21 protein-coding genes and 2 tRNA genes are annotated in these 23,726 nt (G+C 65.4%); 14 read left to right on the forward strand and 9 right to left on the reverse strand.

Annotation, left to right across the window (positions count from 1 at the left end; translation table 11 throughout):
* Nucleotides 1–8 precede the first annotated feature (8 nt).
* The 5 genes from CH294_RS18640 (at nt 9) to CH294_RS18660 (ending at nt 3,736) form a co-directional block, all read left to right on the forward strand.
* A complete protein-coding gene (locus CH294_RS18640) occupies nt 9–638 on the forward strand; it encodes a rhomboid family intramembrane serine protease (RefSeq protein ID WP_032402509.1) in 630 nt (209 codons plus the stop codon).
* A gap of 112 nt (nt 639–750) precedes the next feature.
* Nucleotides 751–1,509, forward strand: a complete 759-nt coding sequence (locus tag CH294_RS18645; protein ID WP_176457261.1) for a cyclic nucleotide-degrading phosphodiesterase — start codon at nt 751–753, stop codon at nt 1,507–1,509.
* Between the two features lie 21 nt (nt 1,510–1,530).
* A complete protein-coding gene (gene rph, locus CH294_RS18650) occupies nt 1,531–2,316 on the forward strand; it encodes a ribonuclease PH (RefSeq protein WP_032375961.1) in 786 nt (261 codons plus the stop codon).
* On the forward strand, nt 2,309–2,923 hold the full coding sequence (rdgB, locus tag CH294_RS18655; RefSeq protein WP_094738798.1) for an RdgB/HAM1 family non-canonical purine NTP pyrophosphatase: 615 nt from the start codon (nt 2,309–2,311) through the stop codon (nt 2,921–2,923). The genes rph and rdgB overlap by 8 nt, the downstream gene beginning before the upstream one ends.
* Nucleotides 2,924–2,926: 3 nt before the next feature.
* Nucleotides 2,927–3,736 carry an alpha/beta fold hydrolase gene (locus tag CH294_RS18660; RefSeq protein WP_094738799.1) on the forward strand — a complete coding sequence of 270 codons (810 nt, stop codon included), beginning with the start codon at nt 2,927–2,929 and terminating at the stop codon, nt 3,734–3,736.
* A gap of 2 nt (nt 3,737–3,738) precedes the next feature.
* Here the strand turns inward: CH294_RS18660 and CH294_RS18665 are convergent, their stop codons facing one another.
* The 4 genes from CH294_RS18665 to CH294_RS18680 all read right to left on the reverse strand — a co-directional run bounded on the left by CH294_RS18665 (nt 3,739) and on the right by CH294_RS18680 (nt 5,391).
* The gene (locus tag CH294_RS18665; RefSeq protein ID WP_032375964.1) at nt 3,739–4,092 is read right to left on the reverse strand and encodes a DUF3817 domain-containing protein; all 354 of its coding nucleotides are present in this window, start codon (nt 4,090–4,092) and stop codon (nt 3,739–3,741) included.
* A complete protein-coding gene (locus CH294_RS18670) occupies nt 4,089–4,490 on the reverse strand; it encodes a glucitol operon activator (protein ID WP_032375965.1) in 402 nt (133 codons plus the stop codon). Before CH294_RS18670 ends, CH294_RS18665 begins: the two co-directional genes overlap by 4 nt.
* A gap of 88 nt (nt 4,491–4,578) precedes the next feature.
* Nucleotides 4,579–5,238, reverse strand: coding sequence for a maleylpyruvate isomerase family mycothiol-dependent enzyme (locus CH294_RS18675; RefSeq protein ID WP_094738800.1), 660 nt, complete (start codon nt 5,236–5,238; stop codon nt 4,579–4,581).
* A gap of 71 nt (nt 5,239–5,309) precedes the next feature.
* Nucleotides 5,310–5,391, reverse strand: a tRNA-Leu gene (locus tag CH294_RS18680).
* A gap of 83 nt (nt 5,392–5,474) precedes the next feature.
* On the opposite strand from CH294_RS18680, the gene CH294_RS18685 reads away from it, so the two are divergent.
* On the forward strand, nt 5,475–6,263 hold the full coding sequence (locus tag CH294_RS18685; protein WP_094738801.1) for a TetR/AcrR family transcriptional regulator: 789 nt from the start codon (nt 5,475–5,477) through the stop codon (nt 6,261–6,263).
* Here the strand turns inward: CH294_RS18685 and CH294_RS18690 are convergent.
* A complete protein-coding gene (locus tag CH294_RS18690; protein WP_141216527.1) occupies nt 6,230–6,961 on the reverse strand; it encodes a hypothetical protein in 732 nt (243 codons plus the stop codon). The two genes, CH294_RS18685 and CH294_RS18690, sit on opposite strands and share 34 nt — an antisense overlap.
* A gap of 433 nt (nt 6,962–7,394) precedes the next feature.
* Here CH294_RS18690 and CH294_RS18695 point away from each other — a divergent pair, with 433 nt between their 5' ends.
* The gene (locus CH294_RS18695; RefSeq protein WP_094738803.1) at nt 7,395–16,697 is read left to right on the forward strand and encodes a type I polyketide synthase; all 9,303 of its coding nucleotides are present in this window, start codon (nt 7,395–7,397) and stop codon (nt 16,695–16,697) included.
* Nucleotides 16,697–17,089: a holo-ACP synthase gene (locus CH294_RS18700; protein WP_032375969.1), complete on the forward strand. Its 393-nt coding sequence runs from the start codon at nt 16,697–16,699 to the stop codon at nt 17,087–17,089. The genes CH294_RS18695 and CH294_RS18700 overlap by 1 nt, the downstream gene beginning before the upstream one ends.
* Before the next feature lie 75 nt (nt 17,090–17,164).
* Here the strand turns inward: CH294_RS18700 and CH294_RS18705 are convergent, their stop codons facing one another.
* Nucleotides 17,165–17,884 carry a TetR/AcrR family transcriptional regulator gene (locus CH294_RS18705; protein ID WP_032402295.1) on the reverse strand — a complete coding sequence of 240 codons (720 nt, stop codon included), beginning with the start codon at nt 17,882–17,884 and terminating at the stop codon, nt 17,165–17,167.
* Between the two features lie 271 nt (nt 17,885–18,155).
* On the opposite strand from CH294_RS18705, the gene CH294_RS18710 reads away from it, so the two are divergent.
* Nucleotides 18,156–19,484 (forward strand): hypothetical protein, encoded by a 1,329-nt coding sequence (locus CH294_RS18710; protein WP_249305383.1) that lies wholly within the window; start codon nt 18,156–18,158, stop codon nt 19,482–19,484.
* Between the two features lie 74 nt (nt 19,485–19,558).
* Entirely contained in the window at nt 19,559–20,923 is a 1,365-nt protein-coding gene (locus CH294_RS18715; protein WP_094738805.1) for a dipeptidase, read from the forward strand.
* Here CH294_RS18715 and bcp read toward each other — a convergent pair.
* A complete protein-coding gene (bcp, locus tag CH294_RS18720; RefSeq protein WP_094738806.1) occupies nt 20,912–21,385 on the reverse strand; it encodes a thioredoxin-dependent thiol peroxidase in 474 nt (157 codons plus the stop codon). The genes CH294_RS18715 and bcp overlap by 12 nt on opposite strands.
* A gap of 77 nt (nt 21,386–21,462) precedes the next feature.
* Between bcp and CH294_RS18725 the strand changes: the two genes are divergently transcribed.
* Both CH294_RS18725 and CH294_RS18730 read left to right on the forward strand, forming a co-directional pair.
* Nucleotides 21,463–21,684 (forward strand): DUF3618 domain-containing protein, encoded by a 222-nt coding sequence (locus CH294_RS18725; protein ID WP_032375974.1) that lies wholly within the window; start codon nt 21,463–21,465, stop codon nt 21,682–21,684.
* Nucleotides 21,685–21,776: 92 nt separating this feature from the next.
* Nucleotides 21,777–21,850, forward strand: a tRNA-Lys gene (locus CH294_RS18730).
* Nucleotides 21,851–22,050: 200 nt separating this feature from the next.
* On the opposite strand, the gene CH294_RS27540 is transcribed toward CH294_RS18730, so the two are convergent.
* On the reverse strand, nt 22,051–22,215 hold the full coding sequence (locus CH294_RS27540; protein ID WP_170944786.1) for a hypothetical protein: 165 nt from the start codon (nt 22,213–22,215) through the stop codon (nt 22,051–22,053).
* Between the two features lie 24 nt (nt 22,216–22,239).
* Nucleotides 22,240–22,479 carry a DUF6461 domain-containing protein gene (locus CH294_RS18735; RefSeq protein WP_094738807.1) on the reverse strand — a complete coding sequence of 80 codons (240 nt, stop codon included), beginning with the start codon at nt 22,477–22,479 and terminating at the stop codon, nt 22,240–22,242.
* Nucleotides 22,480–22,569: 90 nt separating this feature from the next.
* On the opposite strand from CH294_RS18735, the gene CH294_RS18740 reads away from it, so the two are divergent.
* Both CH294_RS18740 and CH294_RS18745 read left to right on the forward strand, forming a co-directional pair.
* On the forward strand, nt 22,570–23,043 hold the full coding sequence (locus tag CH294_RS18740; protein WP_094738808.1) for an SRPBCC family protein: 474 nt from the start codon (nt 22,570–22,572) through the stop codon (nt 23,041–23,043).
* Between the two features lie 145 nt (nt 23,044–23,188).
* Nucleotides 23,189–23,659: a hypothetical protein gene (locus tag CH294_RS18745; protein WP_094738809.1), complete on the forward strand. Its 471-nt coding sequence runs from the start codon at nt 23,189–23,191 to the stop codon at nt 23,657–23,659.
* The last annotated feature ends 67 nt before the right edge of the window (nt 23,660–23,726 follow it).

Genomic DNA, 23,726 nt, shown 5'->3' on the forward strand with positions numbered 1-23,726 from the left:
AGGCCACCATGAGTGATATCGGCAAGCTTCCCGGCAAGCGTGAGCGGCCGGTCTGGATGCAGGCCGCCGTCTACGTCGGGGCATTCACCGCTCTGCTGTGGATCATCGAGATCATCGATGTGGCCAGCGGGTCGAGGCTCGAACGCAACGGCATCGAGCCGCGTTCGGTCGAGGGTTTGTGGGGCATTCTGTTCGCGCCCGTGCTGCACGACGACTGGCAGCATCTGATCGCGAACACCGTGCCGATCATCGTGCTCGGGTTTCTGGTGTTGCTCTCCGGACTGGCGCGTGGGCTGGCTGCCACCGGGATCATCTGGGTGGTCGGCGGGTTCGGCACCTGGCTCACCGCCGGCTCCTACTCGAACACGATCGGTGCGTCGATTCTGATCTTCGGGTTCATCGCATACCTGTTGGTGCGCGGCTTCTTCACGCGCAAGCTCGGGCAACTCGCGATCGGTGTGGTGGTGTTCGTGCTGTACGGCAGCGCCCTGTGGGGCGTGCTCCCGAGTGATCCGAACATCTCGTGGCAGGGACATCTGTTCGGTGCGGTGGGCGGAGTGATCGCGGCTCGACTGTTGTCGGCCGACGCGCGCGCCGAGAGGTCGCGCGCGAAATCGCTCGATCGGCTCACTCCGTAGGTGCGAGGTAACTGCAGACACACCTGTCGTCGCTGGTGAATTTCGCCGACTCGCGCTGTGAATACTGCCCGAACGTTTCTGGTGATGCTCTCGGCGTGGCAGCATGGCTTTCATGCGAATTACCGTCCTGGGATGTTCGGGCAGCGTGTCCGGACCCGATTCACCCGCGTCGGGCTACTTGCTGGAAGAAGAGGAGACCGCTCCGGTCGTTCTCGACTTCGGTCCCGGCGTGCTCGGGGCGTTGCAGCGTTACGCCGACCCGGGGGATGTGAGTGTTCTGCTCTCGCATCTGCACGCCGATCACTGCCTCGATGTTCCAGGTCTGCTGGTGTGGCGTCGCTACCATCCGAACCCGCCGGAGGGTCGAGCGATCGTCTACGGGCCTAAGGACACGGCGTTTCGGCTCGGAGTCGCCTCGGCCGAGTGCGGCGGGCAGATCGACGACATGTCCGACACGATCGACCTGCGACGCTGGGTGGACGGCCGCACCGTGGAGTTCGGCAAGCTGTCGATTCTGACGCGGCAAGTGTTCCATCCGCCGGAGTCGTACGGCATGCGGATCACCACCGGTGAGGGCCGCACCTTCACGTACAGCGGCGACACGGGAATGTGTCAAGCGGTGCGGGATCTGGCGCACGGAGCCGATGTGTTCCTGTGCGAGGCATCGTGGACCGACAGTCCCGAGCGACCCGAGGGCGTGCACTTGTCCGGAACCGAGGCCGGCCGAATCGCTCGCGAGGCCGGGGTCGGAGAATTGCTGCTGACCCACATTCCGCCGTGGACGTCTCGCGAGGACGTCATAGCCGAGGCCAAAGCGGAGTTCAGTGGACCGGTGCATGCCGTTCTTCCGGGGGACGTATTCACCGTCTGAGGACGCGCTAGGCTTCGAGTCGTGTCCAGACGAGAAGACGGCAGGGCGGACGACGAGCTCCGCAACATCAAGATCACCCGTGGATTCACCAGCCATCCGGCAGGGTCGGTGCTGGTCGAGTTCGGCAATACAAGGGTGATGTGTACGGCCAGCGTCGAGGAGGGCGTGCCGCGTTGGCGAAAGGGATCCGGCCTCGGTTGGCTCACCGCCGAATACGCGATGCTTCCGGCCGCGACGCATACCCGCAACGGCCGCGAGTCCGTCAAGGGCAAGGTCGGCGGACGTACCCAGGAAATCTCTCGCTTGGTCGGACGTTCACTGCGTGCCTGCATCGATCTGGCCGCCATCGGTGAGAACACCATCGCACTCGACTGCGACGTACTCCAGGCGGACGGCGGCACCCGAACTGCTGCCGTCACCGGAGCGTTCGTGGCGCTCAACGACGCCGTCACCTACCTACGGGCAGCGGGACGCCTGGCCGATCCGCAGCCGATTTCGTGCATGATCGCCGCGGTCAGCGTCGGCGTCGTCGACGGACGGGTACGTCTCGACCTGCCGTACGAAGAGGATTCGCGCGCCGAGGTCGACATGAACGTGGTCGCCACCGACACCGGCACCCTGGTGGAAATCCAAGGCACCGGAGAAGGCGCGACCTTCCCGCGCACCACACTCGACAAGTTGCTCGACTCCGCGTTCGTCGGCATCGAGAAGTTGTTCGAGGTTCAGAAGGAAGCTCTGGCGCTGCCGTACCCGGGGGATCTGCCCGAGCCGGCCGCCGCGGGATCGAAGAAGAAATTCGGTGCCTGATACCAAGCTCCTGGTCGCGAGTCGCAACGCGAAGAAGTTGCGTGAACTGCGGCGAGTTCTCGACGCTGCCGGGCTCGTCGGCATCGAGTTGATCGGTCTCGACGAAGTGCCTCCCTTTCCCGAGGCACCCGAGACCGGAGCGACCTTCGAGGACAACGCGCTGGCCAAGGCTCGCGACGGAGCCGCCGCCACCGGATTACCTTGTGTTGCAGACGATTCCGGAATCGAGATCGATGCACTCAACGCGATGCCCGGGGTGCTGTCGGCTCGCTGGTCGGGTACACACGGGCAGGATGAGGCCAACACCGCGCTGGTGCTGGCTCAGTTGACGGACACGCCCGACGAGCGCCGCGGGGCGGCATTCGTATCGGCATGTGCGCTGGTGCTGCCGGGCGGCCGCGAGACCGTGGTCCGCGGGGAATGGCGGGGGGTCGTTGGGCGAGAGCCCATGGGGGAGAACGGTTTCGGCTACGACCCGATCTTCGTCCCCGAGGACGACGGCCGCAGTGCAGCGCAGCTGAGCCCGGACGAGAAGGACGCGGCCTCGCATCGCGGCCGCGCGCTCCGCAAACTTGTTCCCGCGCTCGAAGAACTGACGGGGCGGTAACTCGTGGGGGCGCGCGCAGTGCTGGGGCGTACGTCGGTTGCGCTCGCCGGCGTCGCGGTGGTTCTGACTGGTATCCCGGCCTCGGCCACACCTGCGGCAGGCTCGTTCGCCGAGGCTTTCGCGTATTCGATCGCGCACCCCGGAGTGACGCCTCCGGGCTCGAACGACTACTCGTGCGTCCCCAGTGCGCAGCACCCGGAACCGGTGGTACTGGTGCACGGTTTCCTGGAGAACTCGTACGACAACTGGGCGTCCTTGTCGCCGAAGTTGGCCGATGCCGGGTACTGCGTGTTCGCGATCGACTACGGCAACACCGGGCCGGTGCCCGCGCTCGGAGCACTCGAGTCCATCCCCGAGAGTGCTGCGGAACTGTCGACGTTCGTCGATTCCGTCCTCGCGGCAACAGGAGCCGAGAAGGTGTCGATCGTCGGCCACTCGAAGGGTGGCACGGTGCCCCGCTACTACGCGCGCTTCCTCGGCGGGGATCGCACGGTGGCACGGATTGTCGCGTTGTCGCCGCCGAACTATCCGACTGCGGGCCCGCCCGTGCAGGACGACGTGCTGCAGAGACTGAACGAGGGGAGCGACACCGTCACGGGGATCGAGTACACGACGATCGTCACCCGCTACGACCAGATCGTCGTTCCGTACACCGCGTCACTGCTGACCGGTGCAGGAAACACGAACGTGGTGTTGCAGGACGTATGCCCGGCCAACGTCGTCGAGCACACAGGGATCTCCTACGATCCGCTCGCCCAGCGGCTGGTGCAGAACGCACTGGATCCGGAGAACGCGCAGCCGATCAGCTGCTGACGTCAGACGGCGAAGTCGGCTTTGACCTGCTTGGTGCGCTTGTGCTCGATGTAGAACGACAGGAACGGGATGGTGCCGGCCAGTAGCGTGCCGATGGTGCGGCCGGCGGGCCAGCGCACCTTGATCGCGAGGTCGATCGTCAGGATCAGGTACACGAGATAGACCCAACCGTGCACGACGGCAATCCAATTCGGCACGTTCTCGGCCTTGAAGATGTACTTCGCGACCATCTCGGCCACGAGGACCAGCAACCAGATACCGGTGGCATAGGCCAGAACGCGGTAACGCAGCAACGCGGATGCAATCTTCTGGGTCTTGTTCGCAGATGCCTGCGCCTTCTCCGGTGCCGAACTCACGTGGTGCTCCTGTCGGTCCCGCGGGATTCGTTCAGCTCCGCGAGGTAGCTGTTGTATTCGAGTAGTTGCCGGGCCTCGGGATCGTCGAGATCGCTCGTATCCGCCGCCGGGGCATGCCGCTGGGGAAGCAGGTCGAGGGGCACCTCGGTGGGACCGTCGGGTCGCGCGGCTGCCGCTTCGTCCGGATCCTCGTCCTCGAGTCGGACGAATTTGCGGTAGGCGTACACCACGAACGCGGCGAACAAGGGCCACTGGAACGCGTACCCCAGGTTCTGGCCGTTGCCACCGACCGACTCGAAGCGTTCCCACTGCCACCAGCCGAGGCCGAGACAGACCGCCGCTGCCACCACGACCAGCGCGATCAACGCAGGTCGACGGTTCGGGCGGGAGGTGGTCACGCTTCGACGGTACCGGAGGTACTACTACTGGAGGTAGTCGCGTGCTGCGGCCCGGCGGTGATTCTCACCATGAACGGCCCTGGTGTTCCTACGATCGTCGCCGACTCGCCCGCGCCGCCGCGAGTCGGTCCGCACCCGGGCCGGTGACGTCGGCGAGCGCGCTGCTACGTCCGGTAAGAATCAGCGCCAGCGTGCCCGCCGATCCTTCGATGATCGGACCGTCGCCGCGGGTCCAGTCGAGATCGGTTGCGCGCCACTGCAATCGAAGCTCGGGGCCTTTGAACGGTGCCGCGCCGGTTGCGGGCACCAGGAAATCGAGCATCGTGATCATGCGGTGGTCGGGAACGTGGTGCTCGATGCCCAGCGGCCGACACATGTCCAATCCGTGCACGATGACGTCGGACAAGGGAGCCATCGGCCCGTGTCCCGGCGGGGTGAACTTCTTGTCTGCGTGAGCTGTGAGGAGCGTGGGTAATTCGGCGCCGTGCTTGCGACGCACACGCTGGGTCATCAGCTGATTGGCCCGGTCGAAGTTGCCTCGGGTTCGTGCCATGGCGAGGCCGAATTGCCAGAGGGGGACGATCAGCGGGACCACCAGATGGGCGGCGACGTCGCGCACAGTCCAGGCGTCGCACAGCGACGGGGTGTCCCATTGTTCGGGGGTCAAGGTCTCGAGTGTGCGCGCGATGGAGCGTCGTTCTTCGGAAATTTCGGCGAAGATCGCGTCGTCGTCGGGATCGCTGGGCATACGAGCCACCTTCACACGTCGGAACCTGCAAACCTGGGAGTCTCGAGAAGAGCCGGGCCGAACGACCGTTGTGCGCGAGGGGGGACTTGAACCCCCACGTCCTGAGACACTGGAACCTAAATCCAGCGCGTCTGCCAATTCCGCCACTCGCGCGTGCCGGTGAAGTCTACAACCGATGCTCCTGCGCGCGCGACGCGGTTCTTCGAGCCAGGTCGACCTCCGATTAGGCTCGCCGGGTGGTGAAGAAGGAGAACTCGTTCGACCCGGCGCGCATCCTCGAGTTGCTGTGGCGGGTGGGGGCGAAGCCGAGCCGAACAGGGCTGAGCGTGGACGCGATCGTCGACGCCGCCATCGAGCTGGCCGACGCGCACGGCCTCGAGTCCGTGTCGATGCGCAACGTGGCCGAGCATCTCGGGGTCGGCGCAATGTCGCTCTACACCCACGTTCCGGGTCGAGAGGAGTTGGCGGATCTGATGATCGACCGATCCCTCGTCGGCCTCTACTCGCATGTCGACGAACCGTCCTCTGTTCCCGGCGGGTGGCGTCCTGCTCTGCGGTTCGTCGCACAGCGCAATTGGTCTCTGTATCAACGGCATTCGTGGCTGCTGGAGGCGGAAGGGGCGCGGCCGGTGCTGGGTCCGCACACCAACGACAAGTACGAGGCCGAACTACGCCCCCTGGTCGGCACCGGCCTGACCGACATCGAGATCGACTCCGTGCTCACACTCGTACTCACGCACGTCTCCGGTACCGCGCGTGCCCTCGCGGGCGTCGTGCGGGTGAAGGAGCAGTCGGGAATGACCGACGCCCAGTGGTGGGCGGCCACTGCTCCGATCATCGAACGGGTGATGGACCGTGAGCGTTTTCCGGTGTCGTCTCGGGTCGGAACGGCCGCGGCGGCGTCGTACGACGCCGCCAGCGACCCTGTGCACGCCTACCGGTTCGGGTTGGAGTGCATTCTCGACGGTGTGGAGGCGCTGATGTCTCGCGGTCAGCCTGCCGATCGCAATTCCGCTTCGGAGTGACGCTGCTTCGCCCTGCGTGATTTGTGCTGGTATCGCCACACCGCGTGCTCGAGCGAGGCGAGGTCGGTGCCGAGTGCGTTCGCTGCCGCTGTGAGGATCGCGGGGGAGCGGTCTTCGGCAATTCCAGCGGCGAGGTTCTGGCGGAGGGGTTCGAGTGCGTCGGCGACGAACGAGTTCAGATGTGCGGTCGCCTTGTCGGTGCGCACCCCGAGATGCATGAGCATGCACTCCCAGGTGGTCTCGCCGAGGCCGGGGATCGCGCGGAACGCATCGAATTGTTCTTTCGTGTGCTGCTCGAAATCGGTCGAACAGCTCAGCCCCACCGAGATCAACGTCTGTGCCGCCACGGTTGCAGCTGCTGCCTTGGTTCGACTGTTGCCCGGAACGAACTGACGGTTGGACAGAATCTCGACGAGTACACCCGGGTCCGAGGTCAGTTCTGCGAGTGTTGTCAAGTCGTCGAGTCGGTTATCGCCACGATGCGATCGCCATCGCGCGAGCACTGCGCGGACCCCGCTGGTCGGTCCGCCGTACGGGGCGCGGGCGGAGAACAGTGCATCGAGCAGCGCGACCTCGCTCTCGCCGCGCCACCCGGGTGTCCAGTGCGGCGAACGTGATTGTGACGCAACCGATTCGATGTGCAGCAATACTGCGTCGAGTTCGTTCGGTGTGTAGATGTCTGTTACCGATGAATACATGAATTCCCCCCGAATTCTGTCGACCACCCTCGTGAGGAGTGGTTCGAGTGACGAAGCTAGAGGACCCCACCGACAGGATTGACTGGAGCTGATCTGTGCTCGAGATCACATCACGAAAAGATAACGAAAAATACGAGGGTTTCCTCATGTTCTGCGCGCCGAGGCGATCCCCTCGCCAGCGTGAATGTGGGTTACCGACGAGTTGGGTAAACAAAAAGTAATGCCGCGCGGCGGGGCGTACTCGCTGGTAGCACTCGGACGTCCGAGCAAACCTGAGGATTTCCTCATGATTTTGTGTCAATCTTGAGCAGCGCGGAGAGACCTGTCGACGACGACCGGCTCACTGCTTCTGCCTGTAGCCCACGACGCACTCGGGCAGCCATCACAGCGAGCGCCCCGACCCCCGAGGCGCCCACGAGAGGAATCTTCAGCCTTGACGATCAACGAGAGCACACCATCACACGGACGCGGCACGCGGGGCAACGGCAACGCAGGCAAATCCCCTAGAAGCAATGGCGGCTCTCGGACTCTGGCAGATCGTTTCGCCGCGGGTGAGCCCTACGCTCTGGCATTCGGTGGCCAGGGTGCACCGTGGCTCAGCTCCCTCGAAGAGCTGGCCCGCGACTCCGCACTCGAGCCCGAACTCACCGATCTCGTCAACGAGGCTGCAGCCGTACTCGCGCCCGTCTCCGACGAGCTACTGGTCGTCCGTTCCGTCGGATTCGACCCCATCGGCTGGATGCTCGAGCAGGATCTCGCCGACGACGACACCGTCGGCTCGTACGGACCGTCCGAGGCTGCGCTGACCTCAGCCGCAGTTTCGCTTCCCGGAGTGTTCCTCACCCAGGTCGCAGCACTGCGTGCGCTGAAGCTGCAGGGACTCGATCCCTCCCAGACTCCTCCCGTCAAGGTGGTCGGACACTCGCAGGGGCTCATCGCTGCCGAGTCCGTCGCTGCGGACGGCGCGCAGGATGCGAACTTCCTCGCGATCGCCCAGCTCGTGGGTGCAGCAGCGGGTCTCGTCGGCCGCCGCCGCGGAATCATCGGAGCCGGCGACCGTGCGCCGATGGTGTCGGTCGCCAACGTCGAGCCCGAACGCCTCCAGGCCATCATCGCCGAACTCGAGATCGTCGGAGCGCCGGAGCGATCCGCCGCGCTCGCCATCCGCAACGGTCGTCGTCGCGTCGTACTCTCGGGACCGCCGGCCCAGCTGGCCCGCGTTCAGGAGAAGTGCGAGCAGATCGCTGCCGAGGAAGAGCGTGAGCGCGACGCCAAGAAGCGTGGCGGAGCCGTGTTCGCTCCGGTCTTCGAGCAGCTTCCGGTCGAGATCGGCTTCCATCACCCCGCTCTCGAGGACGCTGTCGAACTCGTCAGCGCCTGGGCTCAGCGCTGTGGACTCGACGTCGAGCTTGCTCGCGGTCTCGCACAGAAGATCCTGGTCGACTCCGTGGATTGGGTCGACGCCATCGACGGCGTTGTCGACGCCGGTGCCGATTGGATCCTCGACCTCGGTCCGGGCGACCTGCTCACCCGCATGACCACTCCGGCACTGCGCGGACAGGGCGTCGGCATCATCGCCGCATCCTCACGCGGGGGCCACCGGAATCTACTCACTCCGGGAGCCGCACCCGAGGTGCAGCCCGCATGGTCTGCCTTTGCGCCCAAGCCGGTCACGCTGCCCGACGGCCGCGTTGTGGTCGAGACCTCCTTCACCAAGATGACCGGACGTTCACCGATCCTGCTCGCCGGCATGACGCCGACGACGGTCGACGCGAAGATCGTTGCCGCAGCGGCCAACGCAGGCCACTGGGCCGAGCTCGCCGGTGGCGGCCAGGTCACCGAGGACATCTTCACCGATCGCGTCGCGGAGCTCTCCACTCTCCTCGAGCCCGGCCGCGCCATCCAGTTCAACTCGCTGTTCCTCGATCCGTACCTGTGGAAGCTGCAGCTCGGCGGTCGCCGCATCGTGCAGCGCGCTCGCGCAGCAGGTGCCGCCATCGACGGCGTCGTCGTCACGGCAGGAATCCCCGAACTCGACGAGGCAGTCGCTCTCATCGAAGAGCTGTCCGAGGCGGGCATCAGCTACGTCTCGTTCAAGCCCGGCACCGTCGCGCAGATTCGCGCCGTCATCCGCATCGCCAACGAGGTGCCGTCCTACCAGGTCAACGTCCACATCGAAGGTGGCCGCGCAGGCGGGCACCACTCGTGGGAGGACCTCGACGACCTGCTGCTGACCACCTACGCGGAGCTGCGGTCGCGGCCCAACCTCGTCATCTGTGTCGGCGGCGGCATCGGAACCCCCGAGCGCGCAGCGGAATACCTCACCGGCACCTGGTCGGCCGTTTACGGCTACCCCAAGATGCCGCTCGACGGAATTCTCGTCGGCACCGCTGCCATGGCCACCCTCGAAGCCACCACGGCACCCGAGGTCAAGCAGCTTCTCGTCGACACACCGGGAACTCCCGACTGGGTCGGGGCCGGAACCGCCACCGGCGGAATGGCTTCGGGCCGTAGCCAGCTCGGTGCCGACATCCACGAAATCGACAACGCGGCATCGCGTTGCGGTCGACTGCTCGACGAGGTCGCCGGCAACGCCGACGCCGTGGCCGAGCGCCGCGACGAGATCATCGCCGCACTCGACGGCACCGCAAAGCCGTTCTTCGGTGACGTCGCCGAGATGACCTACCAGCAGTGGCTCGCCCGCTACCTGGATCTGGCCATCGGTACCGACTCGCGCAGCGACTTCGATTGCGGCGGTGAGTTCACCGATGCCGTGACCGAGGCACGTGAATCGGTATGGCTCGACATCACCTGGCGCACCCGCTTCCTGGAGATGTTGCAGCGCGCCGAGGCTCGTCTGCACCCGGTCGATCGCGGACCCATCCCCACCCTGTTCGCCGACGCCGAGGTTCTCGAACGTCCGCGCGCAGCACTGAAGTCGCTGCTCGCGCAGTTCCCCGACGCCGCCGATGTGGTGCTGCACCCGGCCGACATCACCTTCTTCACCTCGCTGTGCCGGATGCCCGGCAAGCCGGTCAACTTCGTCCCCGTCGTCGACGGTGACGTGCGCCGCTGGTGGCGCAGTGACTCGCTGTGGCAGGCACACGACGCCCGCTACTCCGCCGATCAAGTCTGCATCATCCCCGGAACCGTTGCCGTCGCCGGCATCACCCGCGTGGACGAGCCGGTCGGCGAACTGCTGAACCGATTCGAGAAGGCCACTGCGGATCAGCTCCTCGCCGAGGGTGTCGAGCCGGCGGCCATCGCCAGCCGTCGCCACGCCGAGATCGCGCCCGGACTGCTGGGCATCGTGCTGGCAGCTCCCGACGTCACCTGGGCTTCGCGTATGACGCAGAACCCCGTTGCACGCCTTGGTGATCCGGCCGAGTGGACCGTCGATTCCGATTCGGTCGCCTCGCATCCGCAGACCGGCTCCTCACTGACCGTGCTCGATGCCGAGCATGTGGAGCTGCTGGTTCCTCTCGCTCCGGGCAAGGAAGTACGCATTCGTCTGACGGTGCCCGCCTCCACGATCGACGGCGGCGCTCCCGTCGTCACCGCACAGGATGCCCAGCAGGCCATGTCGGCACTACTCGGAGTTGCTGCCGGCCAGGAGCTTCCGGCCGTCAAGGGCGGCGTTGCGCGGCTGAACATCGCGTGGATCCCCGACCTGATCGCCGACCACGCCGGCGTCACCGGTTCCGGACTGCCCGACACACTGACCGTCAGCGGCAAGGCCGTTCCCGACGTTCTGGTCGGTGCCTGCTGGCCCGCCGTCTTCGCCGTCCTCGGTGCTACCCGCAACGCCGAAGGCATCGACGTCATCGAGGGCATGCTCGACCTGGTGCACCTCGATCACAGCGTCAACCTGGTCGGTGAATTACCTACCGACACTTCGATTCTCGTCGTCAAGGCGGCTGCAGGAGAGGTGCTCGACACCGACCTCGGTCGCGTCGTCGAGGTCACCGTCGAGATCGGTGCCATGCTCGGCGAGGGCCTCGATGCTCCTTCTGTCGCAACCCTGGTGGAGCGCTTCGCGATTCGTGGACGCACCGGCAAGGGGGAGCTGTCCGATCCGGCTCGCGCCGGCGGATCCCTCAGCGCCGATGCCAAGGACACCCCGCGTCGTCGTCGCCGTCAGGCCACCATCGTGGCCCCGCGCAACATGGCGGCGTTCGCTCAGGTCTCGGGTGACCACAACCCGATTCACACCTCGGACGCCGCAGCACTGCTCGCCGGTCTCGGCAGCCCGATCGTGCACGGCATGTGGCTCTCCGCGGCTGCCCAGCAGACGGTCACCGCAGTCGACCACGCGGACACCAAGACTCCGCCGCGTCGCCTCACTGCATGGACGGCACGCTTCCTCGGCATGGTTCGTCCAGGAGCCGAGATCGACGTTCGCGTCGACCGCACCGGGTTCGACCAGGGTGCAGAGCTCGTCGAGGTGTCCTGCCGTGTCGCAGGCGAACTAGTCATGGTCGCCACTGCTCGCACCGCTGCGCCGAAGACCGTCTACGCATTCCCCGGCCAGGGCATCCAGCGCCCGGGCATGGGACTGGACGCACGGGCTCGGTCGAAGGCCGCACGTGAGGTGTGGGAGCGTGCCGACAAGCACACCCGCAGCGCACTCGGATTCTCGATTCTCGCTGTGGTGCGCGACAACCCGACAACTCTCAAGGCGCGCGGCGTCACGCACAAGCATCCCGACGGCGTGCTGCACCTGACCCAGTTCACCCAGGTCGCGATGGCCGTTCTCGGTGTCGCACAGGTTGCCGAGCTGCGCGAATCCGGTGCGTTCGTGGAGAACTCCATCCTCGCCGGCCACTCGGTGGGTGAGTACAACGCACTCGCCGCTGTCGCCGGTGTGCTTCCGCTCGAAGCCGTCCTCGAGGTCGTCTTCCAGCGTGGCTCGGCCATGCACGCACTCGTTCCTCGTGACGAGAACGGCCGCAGCGACTACCGGATGGCAGCCATTCGCCCGTCTCAGATCGGCCTGGCCGACGAGGACGTGCAGGGCTTCGTCGCCGGTGTCGCAGCAGAATCCGGTGAGTTCCTCGAAATCGTCAACCTCAACCTGCGCGGTTCGCAGTACGCCATTGCAGGCACGGTCGCCGGCCTCGGCGAGCTCGAGAAGAAGATCGCGATTCGACGGGCAGAATTCGGTGGCAAGGCCGCCTACATCATGGTTCCCGGCATCGACGTGCCGTTCCACTCGACCGTGCTGCGCGGGGGAGTCGACGACTTCCGCAACCGCCTGCAGACCCTGCTGCCCGAGCAGCTGGATCCGGCGATCCTGGTGGGGCGCTACATCCCGAACTTGGTGCCCAAGCCGTTCTCGCTCGACCGCGAGTTCGTCCAGGAGATCGCCGATCTGGTGCCGTCCGAGCCGCTGAACACCGTTCTCGCGGACTTCGATTCGTGGGCCGCACGGCCGAGCGACCTGTGCCGGGTGATTCTGACCGAGCTGCTGGCATGGCAGTTCGCCAGCCCGGTTCGATGGATCGAGACGCAGGACCTGCTGTTCGCGGACGAGTCCGACGGCGGCATGGGCATCGAACGCTTCGTCGAGATCGGCCTCGGTGCAACGCCGACCGTCGCCAACCTCGCGTCGCAGACCCTCAAGCTGCCCGGCCGCTTCGGTCACCCGGTCGAGGTGCTCAACCTCGAACGTGAAGCCGCGATCGTCTACGGCACCGACACCGACCCGGCTCCGGCCGACGAGGACGAGGCAACTCCCGCTCCCGAGACCGCCGCTCCTGCAGCCGCGGCTGCTCCGGCGGCAGCACCTGTTCCGGCAGCTGCACCGTCGGGCGGACCTCGCCCGGACGACATCGCCTTCGTCGCTGCAGACGCGACCAAGATCCTCATCGGCCTGTGGACCAAACTTCAGCTCGATCAGATCGGGCCCGCCGACACCATCGAGGCACTGTGCGACGGCGTCTCCTCACGTCGTAACCAGCTGCTCGTCGACCTCGGCTCCGAGCTCTCGCTCGGTGCCATCGACGGCGCAGCCGATGCCGACATGGGCGCGCTCTCGGGCACGGTCAACAAGCTGGCTCGTACGTACAAGCCGTTCGGCCCAGTGCTCAGCGATTCGATCAACGATCACCTCCGCAAGGTCTTCGGCCCCTCGGGTCGACGCCCGGCCTCGATCGCCGATCGCGTCAAGAAGACCTGGGAACTGGGCGACGGCTGGGCGCATCACGTCACCGCCGAGGTCGCTCTCGGCACACGTGACGGTGCCTCGGTCCGCGGCGGTGCACTCGGCGGCCTGGCCGACGGCGCTCTCGCCGACGGCACTGCTGTCGACAACGTCATCGATGCGGCAGTAGCCGCGGTGGCCGCACGTCGCGGCGTCGCAGTCTCGATGCCGCAAGCAGGCGGTGGAGCCGGCGGAACCGTCGACGCTGCTGCTCTGGGTGAGTTCACCGAGCACATCACCGGCCGCGACGGCGTTCTCGCCTCCGCAGCCCGGTTGGTGCTCGAACAGCTCGGACTGGCCGATGCCCCCAACTCGCTGCTGGCCGAGGACCCCGACGCCGCTCTGGTCGAGCTGGTCTCCGCCGAACTCGGATCGGACTGGCCCCGCCTGGTCGCTCCCGCGTTCGACGCCAAGCGCGCCGTGCTGATCGACGACCGGTGGGCAACTGCCCGTGAGGATCTGGCCCGGTTGTGGCTCGGTACCGCAGGCGATATCGCCGTCGAGTCCTTTGCAGGCGCAGGCAATGCTGTTGCAGCTCAAGCACAGTGGTGGAAGGCCAAGGCCGACTACGAGAACAAGACCGTGCTCGCCGAGACCTTCGGACGCATCGCGGACATCGCGGTCGCATCCGAGGACAAGGGCCAGTGGGCCGACGAGGTCGCTGTCGTCACCGGTGGCAGCAAGGGATCCATCGCAGCAGCGGTGACCGCCAAGCTGCTGGCCGGGGGAGCGACGGTCTTCGTCACCACCTCCAGGCTCGACGACGAGCGGCTCGGCTTCTACCGGGCGCTCTACCGCGACAACGCACGTAGCGGAGCGTCGCTGTGGGTGGTTCCGGCCAACATCGCGTCGTACACCGACGTCGAGGCTCTCATCGAGTGGATCGGCAGCGACTTCATCGACACTGCCGGTGGCGCAAAGACTCTGGTCAAGGCCGCCACCACGCCGACGATGCTGTTCCCGTTCGCCGCACCCCGGGTCATGGGCGAGATGTCCGACGCCGGTGCTCGCGCCGAGATGGAAATGCGCGTGCTGCTCTGGTCGGTCGAGCGTCTGATCACCGGACTGGCGAAGGTCGGCTACGACACCGACATCGACACCCACCTGCACGTGGTGCTGCCGGGATCGCCGAACCGCGGAATGTTCGGTGGCGACGGTGCCTACGGCGAGTCGAAGGCTGCACTCGATGCGGTTGTCGCCAAGTGGGGCTCGGAGAAGAACTGGGCCGAGCGGGTGTCCATCGCCCACGCTCACATCGGGTGGGTGCGTGGCACCGGCCTGATGGGTGGCAACGATCCCATCGTCGAGGCCGTCGAGGCCGAGGGTGTGCGCACCTGGTCGACCGAGGAGATGGCGACCGAGCTGCTCGAACTGTGCACACCTGCCGCTCGTCGTCAGGCTTCGCAGGAACCGATCACCGCCGATCTCACGGGCGGCCTGGCCAACACCAAGCTCAACCTCGTCGAGCTCGCTCGGGACGCAGCTGCGGCCGCGGCCGAGAAGACCGAAGAGGCAGTGGACAACTCGGTGATCGCGGCACTGCCCGCACCGCCGCGGCTGTCGACGTCGACCACGGCTCCGGCATGGCCGACCCTGGATGTCGATCCGAAGGACCTGATCGTCATCGTCGGTGCAGGTGAGCTCGGACCGTACGGTTCGGCGCGTACCCGCTTCGAGATGGAGGTCGACGAGCAGCTCTCTGCCGCAGGCGTTCTCGAACTCGCATGGAACACCGGCCTGATCGCCTGGGAGAACGATCCCAAGCCGGGTTGGTACGACATCGAGTCCGGTGACCTGGTGCCCGAGGAAGACATCGCCGACAAGTACCACGACATCGTGGTCGAGAAGTGCGGTATCCGCACCTACGGCGACGACGGTGCGATGGTCGGCAACACCGCTCCGCTGATGACCTCGATCTTCCTCGACAACGACCTCACCTTCGTGGTCGGAACCGAGATCGATGCCCGGTCGTTCGCGGCAGCGGATCCCGAGCACACGCTGATCACACCGGTTCCCGATTCGAGCGACTGGCAGGTCACCCGCAAGGCAGGCACCGAGATTCGCGTTCCGCGCAAGATGAAGCTCACCCGCACCGTGGGTGGACAGATTCCGACCGGATTCGATCCCACCAAGTGGGGCATCTCGCCCGACATGGCCAGCTCGGTGGACCGTGTTGCCCTGTGGAACATCGTCACCACGGTCGACGCGTTCATCTCCTCGGGCTTCAACCCGTCGGAACTGATGCGCTGGGTGCACCCGACGCTGGTCGCCAACACGCAGGGCACCGGCATGGGCGGCATGGAGTCCATGCGCTCGCTGTACATCGATACCCTGCTCGGTGATGCTCGTGCGAACGACATCCTGCAGGAGGCTCTGCCGAACGTCGTTGCTGCGCACGTGGTCCAGTCGTACATCGGTAGCTACGGCGCGATGGTTCACCCCGTTGCCGCCTGTGCCACCGCTGCAGTCTCGGTCGAGGAAGGCGTCGACAAGATCAAGCTGGGCAAAGCTCAGCTCGTGGTCGCCGGCGGATTCGACGACCTGAGCACCGAAGGTATCATCGGCTTCGGCGACATGTCGGCCACCGCGGACTCGGCAGCGATGTCCGCCAAGGGAATCAGCGATCGACGCTTCTCGCGGGCCAACGACCGCAGGCGCGGTGGATTCGTCGAATCGCACGGCGGCGGAACGATTCTGCTCGCCCGCGGCGATCTGGCACTCGAGATGGGCCTTCCGGTTCTGGGAGTCGTTGCCTACGCACAGTCGTACGGCGACGGAGTGCACACCTCCATCCCGGCTCCGGGACTCGGCGCGCTCAGTGCCGGTCGCGGAGGCAAGGATTCAGCCCTGGCGCTCTCGCTCAACGCACTCGGCGTCAGCGCAGACGACGTGGCCGTGATCTCCAAGCACGACACGTCCACCGCAGCCAACGACCCGAACGAGGCGGAACTGCACACCCGCCTCGCCAAGGCCATCGGCCGTTCGGACGGCGCTCCGCTGTTCGTCGTCTCGCAGAAGAGCCTCACCGGACACTCGAAGGGTGGAGCGGCTGCCTGGCAGCTGATCGGCCTGTGCCAGGTGCTGGCCAACGGCGTCATCCCGCCGAACCGCAGCCTCGACTGCGTCGACGACAAGATGACCGGCTTCGAGCATCTGGTGTGGGCACGGGAGCCGCTGCGCTTCGGCGACTCGGTTCCGCTCAAGGCGGGTCTGCTCACCTCGCTCGGATTCGGGCACGTGTCCGGACTCATCGCTCTGGTGCACCCGCAGGCGTTCATCGAGGCCGTTCCCGCGGATCGCCGTGCGGAGTACATCGCCAAGGCGAACGAGCGTCGAATCGCCGGTCAGCGCAGGCTGATCTCCGCAATGGTGGGAGGCGACTCCCTCTACGAGCGGCCCGACGATCGACGGCTCGGACATGACGGGACGCCGGCCAAGGCGTCGCGCGAACTGGAGGCAAACGTGTTGCTCAACGAGTCCGCTCGCCTCGGCGAGGACGATGTCTACTCCTCCGGTCTGCCGGGTGCCATCTGATGGCGATTCTCGGAGTGGGTTTCGACCTGGTGACGGTGTCCGACTTCGCCGAGCAGATGGAGAAGGTCGGCACGACGATGATTCGCGACAGCTTCACCGCGGGTGAGCGTCGACATGCCGCGACGAAGAGTTCCGATCCGACCCGCCACTACGCAGCACGGTGGGCCGCCAAGGAAGCAGTGCTGAAGGCATGGGCGACATCGCGATTCGCTCGGCCGCCGCAGATCGGTGACAACCCGTACCCGTTGATCGAGGTCGTCAACGATGCGTGGGGCCGTCCGTCCATCAAGCTGCACGGCATCGCGCAGGAGTTCCTGCCGACGGTCAAGATTCACCTGTCGCTGACGCACGACGGCGATATCGCTGCCGCGGTGGCGATCCTGGAGGAGTGAGTCTCCGCTGAAACGAGTAAGGCCCGTCCGATCCACGAGATCGGGCGGGCCTTTCGTCTGTGCGGGCTCGGTTGCTCAGGCCTGCTCGTTATCGGTCGCCGAGCCGCCGGAGCGCCTGCTCTCCTTCTCGGCGACGAGCAGATAGGCCATCATGATGCGTTTGAGTTCGGCGACGGCGTCTTCGTGGCTCTGGCCGTCCTGCACGGAGAAGTTGAGCATCGAGTAGACGATGTGCACCAGCACCTGAGCCATCAGGTTCCTGCGGTGCCGTGGTGTGCGCGGAGTCAACGGCCCGAGCATGCGCGAGACCTGATCGGCGAACTCTCGCTCGTGGATGACTCCGGTCGCACGCGTCGACGGCGTCGACTGCATGGCGAGCCACACCTCACGGCGCGACGGGTCGGTCATCCACATGCCCGCCATGTGGTCGACGAAGTTGTTGAGGAACCGCACCCAGTCCAGCGACGGGACCTCGCCGTCGAATTCGGCCAGCTCCTGTTGTACTCCGACGAGGTCCTGGCGATTGAGCTCGCAGACGATGACGTATTTGTTGGCGAAGAATTGGTACAGCGTGCCGATCGGCAGTTCGGCGCGCGACGCGACTTCCTCGCAGGTGAACGACTCGAACCCCACGTCGCTGAGCAACTCACGCGAGGCCTGCAGCAGGGCGTCGAATTTGCGTTGACTGCGTTCCTGGGTGGGTCGGCGGCGCGGCATCAGTTCCTGCGTCTGTGCCGTCGACTCGAGCGCGGCGTCGAGACGGCGCGAGGACTGAGCACGAGCAGAGGATTCCACCCGGTCAGGCTATCCGGCGGACGGGCCCGGTAGCCACACCTGGTCCGCTACCTGCGGGTCGGCAGCCGAGAGTTTCGAACGAACATGGGGTTGACGACAACGGCCGGTTCCAATCCCTGTGACAAACTCCAAGACTGATCTGGACCAATTTAACCGTCAACAGGTATGGTTCAGGGAACAGAATCAATTTCCGTGCAGGGTGATCGTCGTTCGGATCCGCTGGATGACGTTCATGGTCGGGTGCCTCCACCCTGAGCACAGGGAGACTGCCATGGCAACTATTGGTATAGCGATCGAATCTGGCTCGATGCAGACAATTCTTGTCGAGCCGACCTCAGGCGAGGTACTCGCCGATCGGACGACGCCACTGCACCCCGACGCGGCCACCGTACTGACCGAAGCGATCGAGATCATGCGTGCCGAGGCCGCGACCCTCGATACCGACGTCGACGCAGTAGGCGTGGTGTATCGATCCGAGGCGGAACGCGCCGAATTCAGCGGTGCTCTCGGCGACGAACCTGTGACGTTGTGTTCGGCGTCCGAGTCGTTCCTGACCTGGCTGGCCCAATCGGAAGAACTCGCCGACGCGAAGACAGTGCTCCTGTACTACATGGGTGAGGCTGGCGTCTCCATCTCTCTTGCGGATGCCGCAGAGGCATCGTTCACCCCTACGAGAACCGCCGAGCTGGATTCGATGTCGCCCGAACGCATCGGCAGCACCATTCCACTGGCGTGGGACGTAGTGGATCACTCCGGCAAGAAGCCCGAGTTCGTGGCCCTGTTCGGCGACTCGTCGAGCAATCGCGACCTCGTCGACATCCTGGCTCTCGGACTCGGTGTTCCCGTGGTGCGAGTGGGAGATGCCGATCAGATCGCCGCACGAGGGGCTGCGCTACTGGCGCTCGCGGACGGGCCGGCCCCAGTGGAAGAGGCAGTCGCAGCGCCGGCCGTCGCGCCGGTGGAGCCGTTGTCCGCCGAATCGGAGCCGGAGCAGACTGCCGAACCCGACGAGGCCGACGCTCAGGACACTGTCGCGACGCCACTACTCGTGACCGCGGTTTCTGCGTCCGCAGTGCCGACGGTTGCCGACTCGAAGCCATCACAGGCCGGGAGCTCCGGTCGCAAGCTCGTGTTTGCAGCCGTGCTGTTGGCGGGCGTGCTGTCGGCAGGTGTTGCGGTTGCTGCCACGTTGCCGGGTGACTCGGAATCCACCGCGGAGCAGAGCGTCGACCAGCGTGATGCCGGTGCCGATCTGGCCGGGGCAACCCGTTACGTGGACCCGATGACGACGACCGACCCGGCTGCCCTGGCCGCACCGGCCCTTGCACCGCTACCGGAGACGATTCCTCCGATCGTGGATCCGGCAACCGCTGCCACACCGGCACCGACAACGGACGCGTGGGCCACGCAGGATGCGCCGCAGGCCGTGGTCGCTCCGCAGCCGGTTCCCGCTCCGACGAAGGTCGACCCTCCGCAGTTCACCGTCCCTGTCGTTGTGCCGGAGCCGGGAAAGTCGCAGGAGCAGCTGGAGCAGGAAGCGTGGGATCGACACTGGCAGCAGACCGGTGAGTGGATTCATCAGGAGTTGGCCGGGGGCTGACAGCGGGCGCTCCGCGCTACGAGTGATGACAGACTGGCGAGAGCCTGTCTGTCATTTTCTCGTTTGGAGGACTCATGCCTGCCGATGCACCACCCGTGGACGTTCGATCTCACATCGAAGCGGCGATGCCCCGAGCGAAAGCGGAGTTGGCAGAGCTGGTTCGGTTCACGTCGGTACACGATCCCCGACAGTTTCCGGTCGAGGAATGCTTCGGTGCGGCGCGCTGGGTGCAACAGGCTTTCGTGGACGCGGGTGTTCCGGACGTCCAGTTGATCGAGACGGTCGACGGCTCACTGGCCGTTGTCGGCTCGCGTCCGGCACCCGTGGGAGCGCCGACCGTTCTGCTCTACTCGCACTACGATGTTCAGCCTCCGGGAGATCGAAGTCTCTGGGACAGTGAACCTTTCGAGCTGACCGAGCGCGACGGTCGGTGGTACGGGCGAGGCTCGGCCGACTGCAAGGGCAACGTGATCATGCATCTGCTGGCGCTTCGGGCGCTGGGGGAGTCCATCGGCGTGGGCGTTCGGATCGTCTGTGAGGGTTCGGAAGAGACGGGCACGGGTGGGCTCGAAGCGCTCGTGGAGCAGCGACCGGAATTGTTCGCCGCCGACGTGGTCGTCATCGGCGACACCGGGAACGCGCGGGTAGGCCTGCCGACGGTGACGACCACTCTTCGCGGTATCGCCAATGTGGTGGTACACGTGGAAACACTTGCAGGAGAGGTTCATTCCGGCATGTACGGCGGTCCAGCTCCCGATGCGCTTGCCGCGTTGGTGCAGGTGCTCTCCACCCTGCGCAATGAGCAGGGTGACACCGTGGTCGACGGTCTCGACGGAGTGCAGACTTGGGACGGAGTCGCGTACGAGACGGAGCAGTTCCGCTCCGATGCCGGGGTGCTCGACGGCGTCCGGCTGGCGGGCTCGGGCACTGTGGCCGACGCGGTGTGGGCGCGGCCCGCTCTGACCATTCTGGGTATCGACTGCCCGCCCGTCGTGGGGTCTGCGGCGGCGATCTCACCGCGTGCGTCCGCGAGGCTCAATTTGCGCGTACCGCCGGGAATGGATCCCAAGACGGCTCAGGATGCTTTGGTGGCTCATCTCGAGGCGCGAACGCCGTGGAATGCGCGCGTCACCGTTGAGCGTGAGGCTGTCGGATCGCCCTTCCGGGCCAGGACCGACGGACCGGGCTACGCAGCACTGTCCGAGGCGCTGGAAGCGGCGTTCGGGCATCCGATGGGGACGGCCGGGCAGGGCGGGTCGATTCCGCTGTGCAACGCGTTGGCTCAGGTGCTGCCGGACGCCGAGATCGTGCTGATGGGCGTCGAGGAACCTCGGTGCCGGATCCACGCTCCCAACGAGAGCGTGGACCCGACGGAGATCGAGAAGATGGCCGTCGCCGAGGCGTTGTTCCTGCAGCGGCTGGCCGGGTCAGACGGCTAGATCGCGGCGGAGCTTGGCGACGTGGCCGGTGGCGCGGACGTTGTACTGCGCCACCTCGATCTTGCCGGCCTCGTCGACGAGGAACGTGGAGCGGATGACGCCCTCGTAGACCTTGCCGTAGTTCTTCTTCTCCCCGAATGCGCCCCACGACTGCAACGTCGTCTTCTCCTCGTCGGAGAGCAGGGGGAACGTCAACTCTTCTTTGTCGCGGAACTTGGCGAGCTTGGCGGGCTTGTCGGGGGAGATGCCGATGACCTCGAGGCCTTCGCCGTTCAACTCGGCGAGACTGTCGCGGAAGTCGCAGGCCTGCTTGGTGCAGCCGGGGGTGCTCGCGGCGGGGTAGAAGTACACGATCACCTTCTTGCCTGCATAGTCGGCGAGGGAGACGTCGTTGCCGTCGGCATCGGGCAGGGTGAACGCCGGAGCGGTGTCGCCCGGCTCGAGCTTGCTGTATTCGGTCACCGCACGAGACTATCGAAATATCGTCGTGCTCTAGGCTCGACTGCGACCGAGACTATTTGCAACAAGTTGGAGGACACGTGGCCAAGGACACCGACCGAATCGAGCGCGAGATCGAGGCCGCTCGCAATCAGCTCGCCAGCACCCTGGACGAGCTGAGCGTCCGTGCCAGCCCCAAGAACATCGTCGCCAACACCAAGCAGTCCGTGGTGGCAAAGCTCAACGAGCCGGCAGTGAAGTTCACTCTGCTCGGAGTGGGCGCAGTGGTGGCAGTTCTCGTGGTTCGCAGGATCTTCAACTGACGCAACAGGCGCTTTGACCAGCCGATTTCACATCTGGCGGCATCTGCTGTTAATGTTTCTCCCGCACCGCAGAGAACACGCGGTGCGGATCGGCGCCATTAGCTCAGTTGGTTAGAGCAGCTGACTCTTAATCAGCGGGTCCGGGGTTCGAATCCCTGATGGCGCACACTGAAACGCCCGTTCACCAGAACCATCTGGTGAACGGGCGTTTTTTGTTGGGTGGCTGCCCAGTCGATTCGTCTCGGACGTATCCACCGACGAGTGCTTGGATTCAGTCGGGTATGCCGGTGGTCCGTTGGATGTAGTGCTTCGCCGCTGAGCGGACTACTCCTCGGTGGAGCTCGCGATACCTCGCATCAAGTTCCACTATTCGAGGGAGTCACCTATCTGAAACTGCGCGCTGCGCACGAGCTCCCGAGTCAGTTCGACGCCAGTGTGGTTGACGATCATCGCCAAATAGACCTCCGGCGTATGAAACAGGCCGTCGGGCATGGGGTCCTCGGTATCGGGGGCATCGCCGACGTCACGCATGCGATCTCGCCAGGGGCTGTCGAGTTAATCGAAACCCGGCCCATCCTTCAGCAGCGCATCGAACATCGCCGTTCGTACGCCGTCGACCCACTGGGCAAAATTGCTTTGACCCAACTGAGTCGCGAAGGTGAGGGCCTCGCCACCGACCGACAACGGTGCCATCAATTCATGGGCCAACCCTGCAACCGACGGTGCGACCACCAGAACCCAAGCACCCACCTGAACGACGCCAACGACCTCGACATCGGCATTGACACCCTCCAAACCGGTAACCGTGCCGGTCCTCGACGTACCGGATTCCGCCTGTGTGGAAGGCCGTCTGGATCAGCGAGAGTGTCCTGCGAAGCTGTGCGGATGTCTTTCATCATCAGGCTGACGACGTCGATCGACGCGGACCCGGCAGTGGTGTTCGATCTGGAATCGGATGCTGTCGTTCACGCCGAGTCTCAGGGTTCGTTCGATGAGAGTGTGCGGGTCGACTCGGGTCGAAGTGTTCTTCGTTCGGGCGATGAAATCGAACTCCGTTCCAGGCACCTCGGTGTGTGGTTCACCTTGACCAGTCGCATGACGGAGTACGAGCCCTCACGATATTTCGTGGATGAGCAGGTCACCGGCCCCTTTGCCTCCATGCGTCACGAGCATTTGTTTCTCGCACGACGTGAACACACGCACATGGTCGACATCATGTCGGTGACATTCCCTGGCGGACGACTCGGCGCTGTGATCCTGGACGTCCCCGGCAAGCTGTATCTTCGGCGCGTCCTGCGCGTTCGGAATGCATACATCAAGAAGCGTGCAGAATCGGAGCAGGGAACTGGTGGACGGTAGACGTCTGCAATCTGACACCGACACAACGGTTCTCGATCCTGTTTTGTGCGACCTCAGGCTGCATTCGGTTCGAAAGATGCTGATCGGTATTTTTTGAGGCAGACTGTCGAACCGGACGTAGTTCGCTCGAACGAGGAGAATTGCCATGCAATCGACCAGCCGACTTCTGCTCGGGGCTCTACTCTGCGCCCCAGCACTATTGGTGTTCCCCGCGACGGCATCGGCGGCGCAGTCGACAGATGTGACGTACGCGTTCGAGGTCGACGGGTCGACCGTGACAAACACGATTACCAACAATTCCGGTAGCGAACTGACTTGCGGCACATCGTTGGCTCCCGCACCGGGCGGAGTGCTGCCTCCAGTGTGGGAGGTCGTCGGCAACGGTCAGTCGCTGTACTCGACCGACGACGCGGGCCAGGTCGGAATCAGTACCCAACACGTCACCGATATCCCGGCCGGCACCTATGTTGCGCTCGCATCGTGCGTTACCGAAGGCACCGATCCCACAACAGCGTGGGTCTCGGACTACCCCGGCCTCCCCGATGTCCTCGCAACCCTGCCATGGACCTCGTACACCGTGCAGCAGGCTTCTCCCATCGTGACGATCGAAGAGTGAGTGCCCGAACCTGATTCGGTCCTCGGCCCTCGGATCGGGGAGGAAGACTGCCACGGTTGTGGTGGCA

The organism is Rhodococcus sp. 14-2483-1-1 (genome assembly GCF_002259335.1).
Classification (GTDB): Bacteria; Actinomycetota; Actinomycetes; order Mycobacteriales; family Mycobacteriaceae; genus Rhodococcoides.